At 29.3% G+C, this 4890-nt stretch carries 6 protein-coding genes; all 6 read left to right on the top strand.

Annotated elements, in window-relative coordinates:
* The coding region (locus tag QMD25_05955) for a hypothetical protein (protein ID MDI6861539.1) at positions 1 to 224 on the top strand (224 nt) is incomplete at its 5' end.
* Positions 217 to 1515: an acetyl-CoA hydrolase/transferase C-terminal domain-containing protein gene (locus QMD25_05950; GenBank protein MDI6861538.1), complete on the top strand. Its 1299-nt coding sequence runs from the start codon at positions 217 to 219 to the stop codon at positions 1513 to 1515. The genes QMD25_05955 and QMD25_05950, both read left to right, overlap by 8 nt.
* 18 nt (positions 1516 to 1533) lie before the next feature.
* Positions 1534 to 2706, top strand: coding sequence for an acetyl-CoA C-acetyltransferase (locus QMD25_05945; GenBank protein ID MDI6861537.1), 1173 nt, complete (start codon positions 1534 to 1536; stop codon positions 2704 to 2706).
* Entirely contained in the window at positions 2703 to 3383 is a 681-nt protein-coding gene (locus QMD25_05940) for a methyltransferase domain-containing protein (protein ID MDI6861536.1), read from the top strand. Before QMD25_05945 ends, QMD25_05940 begins: the two co-directional genes overlap by 4 nt.
* 10 nt (positions 3384 to 3393) lie before the next feature.
* Positions 3394 to 3636, top strand: coding sequence for a YkoF family thiamine/hydroxymethylpyrimidine-binding protein (locus QMD25_05935; GenBank protein ID MDI6861535.1), 243 nt, complete (start codon positions 3394 to 3396; stop codon positions 3634 to 3636).
* Between the two features lie 44 nt (positions 3637 to 3680).
* Positions 3681 to 4890, top strand: a 1210-nt coding sequence (locus QMD25_05930; GenBank protein MDI6861534.1) for a C25 family cysteine peptidase, incomplete at its 3' end; no start/stop codon positions are given.

Here is a 4890-nt window from a genome sequence, read left to right as displayed (position 1 = left end):
CATCATACACAAAAAGATTAAAAGAAGGAATGGAAAGAGGAGAAATTAGAGAAATAAATCCAGAAATTTTATCACTCTCTTTAATGGGAATTGGACACACTCTTGGAATGAGATATTTTGTTTTAAAAAGTGATGGAGAAATTAAAAAAGAGTCAATTTTAACAACTTTAAATTTTATAATGCATGGAGTTAACTATTTTATAATGGAGGAAAAAGATGAATAAAATTGATGATTATAAAAGAAAATTAATTTCAATTGATGAACTTTTAAATAAAATTAAAGATAATGAAACAATTGTTGTTGCTCTTGGAGGATCACAACCATTTGGATTTTTAAGTTCTCTTCATAAGATAAAAGATAGAGTAAAAAATGTAAAGATTATCTCCTGTCTTCTTTTAAAGGATTATGAATTTTTAAAATATACAGGAAAAGAGAATGCTCCATTTATTCTTGAGAGTTGGTATCTTTCTGATTTTGAAAGGAAAGTTTACAATGAAGGAAGAGCAACATATATCCCAAATAATCTTCATAGAGCAGCAATAGAAAAAATTGCGAATGAAAAAATTGACTATTTTATTGGAACTGCAACTCCAATGGATGAAAAAGGGTTCTTCTCATTATCTCTTTCACTCATTTATGAAAAAGAGATGATTGAAAATGCAAGAATTAAAGTTTTAGAAATAAATGAAAATTTACCAAAGACCTTTGGAGATACATCGGTTTTTATAGATGAAATTGATTATGTTACTCACTATACAACAACTCTTCCAGAATTTCCATTCGTTGAGCCAACAGATATTGAAAGAAAAATTGGTGAATACATAAGTGATTTAATAGAAGATGGTTCAACAATTCAACTTGGTATTGGTGGAATTCCAAATGCAATAACAAAATTTTTGATGAATAAGAAAAATTTAGGAATTCACACTGAAATGATAACTGATGGAATGGTTGATTTAATTGAAAGTGGAGTTGTAACAAATAGAGAGAAAACTCTTTGGAAAGGAAAAACAATTGGTGCATTTGCTCTTGGTACAAAAAAACTTTATGATTTCATAAATAACAATTTATCTGTTGAACTTCATAGAGGTTCAGTAGTAAATGATCCCTATGTAGTAAGGCAAAACAATAAAATGGTTAGTATAAACACATCATTAATGGTTGATTTAACAGGTCAAGTTTGTTCAGAATCTTTTGGATGGAAGCAATATACTGGCACTGGTGGTCAACTTGATATGCATAGAGGAGCGCAAATGTCAAAAGGAGGAAAAGGAATAATTGCTTTAAGATCAACTGCAAAAGGAGGAGAAGTCTCAACGATAGTTCCAGTTCTTCCTGAGGGAAGCTATATAACTGTGCCAAGACAAGACACAGATTATATAGTAACTGAATATGGAGTTGCTAAATTAAAAGGTAAAAGTATAAGAGAAAGAGCGCTCTCTTTGATTAATATTGCACATCCAGATTTTAGGGATAAACTTATGTTTGAAGCAAAAAAATTAAATTTAATATAAAGGAGGTAAGACTTTAAAATGAATGAAGTTTTTATCAGTTTTCCTTTAAGAACTCCAATTGGAAAATATGGGGGAAGTTTGAAAGATTTTGAGGCTCCTCGTCTTGCAGGTTTTGTTATTAAAGAGATATTGAGGAGAAGTAACTTAAATCCAAAAGATATTGATGATGTGATTTTAGGGAATGTTGTTCAAGCAGGAGAAAAAATGAATCCAGCAAGACAAGCAGCAATTTTTGGTGGAGTTGATGAAACTGTTCCAGCATTCACTGTTAATAGAGTTTGTGGATCAGGTCTTCAAGCAATAATTTCTGGTGTAATGGAAATTGAAGTTAACTACTCAAAAATTGTAATTGCAGGAGGAATGGAAAATATGGATCTCTGTCCATATCTTATTATGAATGGAAGATGGGGTTATAGAATGGGAGATGGAGTTCTTTATGATTCAATGTTAAGAGATGGATTGAATGATGCTTTTTCTGACAAGCACTCTGGTTTAATAACTGAAGAGTTTCTTATTCCAAAATATGGAATAACAAGAGAAGAGCAAGATAAGTTTTCTTATGAGAGTCATATGAAGGCAGCAAAAGCACAAGAGAGTGGATTTTTTAAAGATCAAATTGTTGGAATTACTTTAAAAGATGGGACTCTTTTTGATTTTGATGAATCTGTAAGAAAGGATACAACAATAGAAAAACTTTCAAAACTCAAGCCTGCTTTTAAAAAAGATGGGACAATTACAGCAGGAAATGCACCAGGATTAAATTCTGGTGCTGCATGTATGATTCTTTCAAATTATGAAAAGGTGAAAGAATACAATTTTGATACTTTTGGAAGAGTAGTTTCTTATGGAGTAAGTGCAGTTGATCCAAATATGTTTGGAATTGCACCAGTTTATGCAATTAAAAAAGCACTCGAAAGAGCAAATTTAAAAATAGATGATATTGATTTATTTGAGATAAATGAGGCATTTGCAGCAATTGCTTTAGCAGTTAAAAAGGAGTTAGAAATTCCTGACGAAAAATTAAATGTAAATGGAGGTGCAATAGCTTTAGGACACCCAATTGGTGCAACAGGAGCAATTCTTGTGGTAAAACTTCTTCATGAATTGAGAAGAAGAGGTGGAAAATATGGAATTGCTTCTCTTTGTATTGGTGGAGGACAAGGAATAGCAATTTTAGTTGAAAGAGTATGAATGGAAAACCAATTTTTGATGATATAGCAAATTTATATGACAAGTGGTTTGAGACACCACTTGGTAAAAAAATTTTTGAGAGTGAAAAAAGAGCAATTGAAAATTTAATTGAAGAGGGTAATGGAAAAGTTGCACTTGATCTCGGAATAGGAACAGGACTTTTTACTCAAATTTTAAGAGAAAAAGGATACAAAGTTATTGGAATTGATATTTCAGAAGAGATGCTTAAAATTGCAAAAAAGAGGGGATTTGAAGTTATAAAACATGACTTCAATTACCCTCTCCCTTTTGAAAAAGAATCATTTGATTTTGTTTTTTCAATGACATCAATTGAGTTTTTGTTAGATCCAAAACCTCTTTTTAATGAAGTAAAGAGAATTTTAAAGAAAGATGGAAAATTTTTGCTTATAACTTTAAATTCACTCTCTCTTTGGGCTTTAAAAAGAAGAATTGAGGGCTTATTTGATAAAAATAACTTATTTAACAAGGCAAGATTTTATTCTCCATCTTCTCTTAAAAAATTTTTTAAAGAAGGTTGGAAAATTTTAAGATGTGAATCTAAAACTTTTATTCCTCCATGGAATCCACTTTTCCCATCTTTTTGGGAGAATATTTTTTCAAAAATTTTTCCATCATTTGGTGCAATTTCAATTATATTAATAAAGAAAAAAATATAGGAGGTATAATTTGATTGGTGCGCAAATAAGCATTTATCCACTTAAAGAGAAGACAATTACTGAAACATTAAACATTTTTTGGGAAGAGTTAAATTCAAGAGGAATTCAATATGAGGTTAATTCATTTGCAACAATTATTTGGATGGAAGAAGATGAACTTTTTAAATTTTTAAATGATGCTTATAAAAAATTAAGAGAAAAAAGCATTGTAATGGTAATTACAATTTCAAATGTCTGTCCAAAGGTCCCTTAATTAATAGAAAAATAAAGTAAAATTTCATATAATTTATTTAGTTTATGAAAAAAAGTTATTTTTTAAACTCTAAAAAATATTTAATTTTTTTTGTTATTCTTTTTATTTTTCTTCCTTGGTCTCCAAAAGGGATCTCTTTTGAAATATCAAAAGAAACAATTCTTGTTTTTGAAGCATCTCCTCTTCCAGAATCTTTTACAAAGTATAAAGAGTTAAAAGAAAGTGAAGGTTTCAATGTAATTCGTCTAAACATAAATTCAATAAAAGAGAGTGATAAAGTTGAAGGTTTAAGAGGTTATTTGAGAGAAAATAAAGAAAAATTAAATATAAAGTATCTTTTAATAATTGGCTCTGATAAATCTTTTCCAATGAAAAGGTTATATCCAAGAGGAAGTGGCATCCATGATCAATTTGATTCAGATTTTGAAGCGACACCATCTGATATTTATTTTGTCGATCCATTTGAAGATTTTGATAAAGATAAAGATGGAATTTTTGGAGAATATCCTGATGATGATATAAAATTGGATACACATATATATGTAGGAAGAGTTCCATTTGACAATATAAAGACCCTTGATAACTATTTTTCTAAACTTGTTCAATTTGAAAGGTTAAAATTTAATCAAAAAAATTATGCTCTTTTAATTGGTGCATATCTTTCTTTTAAAGGTGAAACTTGGTATGACAGAATTCTTGAAAATGAAGATGGTTCTGAATTTATGGAGATGATTATTCAAGATTTTCTTATAAAAAATGGATTTACTCCAATTAGAATTTATGAGAAAGATGGATCTCTTCCATCATTTTATCCTTCAGATTATTCTCTTAAAGACAGAAAAATTTCTGAACTACTAAAATCAAAAATCTTTGGATTCATTAATTTAAATGCACATGGAAGCCCATATGGAGTTGCAGGATATCTTTGGGAAGATAGTGATAAAAATTATCTCTTCTCAAAAGAAGAAACAAAATTTTACTCAATTTTAAATATTTCAGATATTCCAGATGATTTTTTAGGTGGGGTATTTTTTGCCTCATCTTGTCTAACTGCATATCCAGAAAGTGAAATAAATTTAGCGAATGAATATCTTTTAAAGGGTGGATCAGTTTATATTGGCGCTACAAGAATTTCTTGGGGACCAACATATTGGAGAGACATAAATGATGGTGGTCTTTTAACAATAAATTATCTATTTGTAAAAAATTTTATAGATAAAAAGATACGAGTTGGTGATGCTTTTTGGGAGAGTA

The sequence above is a fragment of the Caldisericia bacterium genome, assembly GCA_030018355.1.
Lineage (GTDB): Bacteria > Caldisericota > Caldisericia > B22-G15 > B22-G15 > JAAYUH01.
This window is presented reverse-complemented; position numbering and strand designations above follow the sequence as displayed.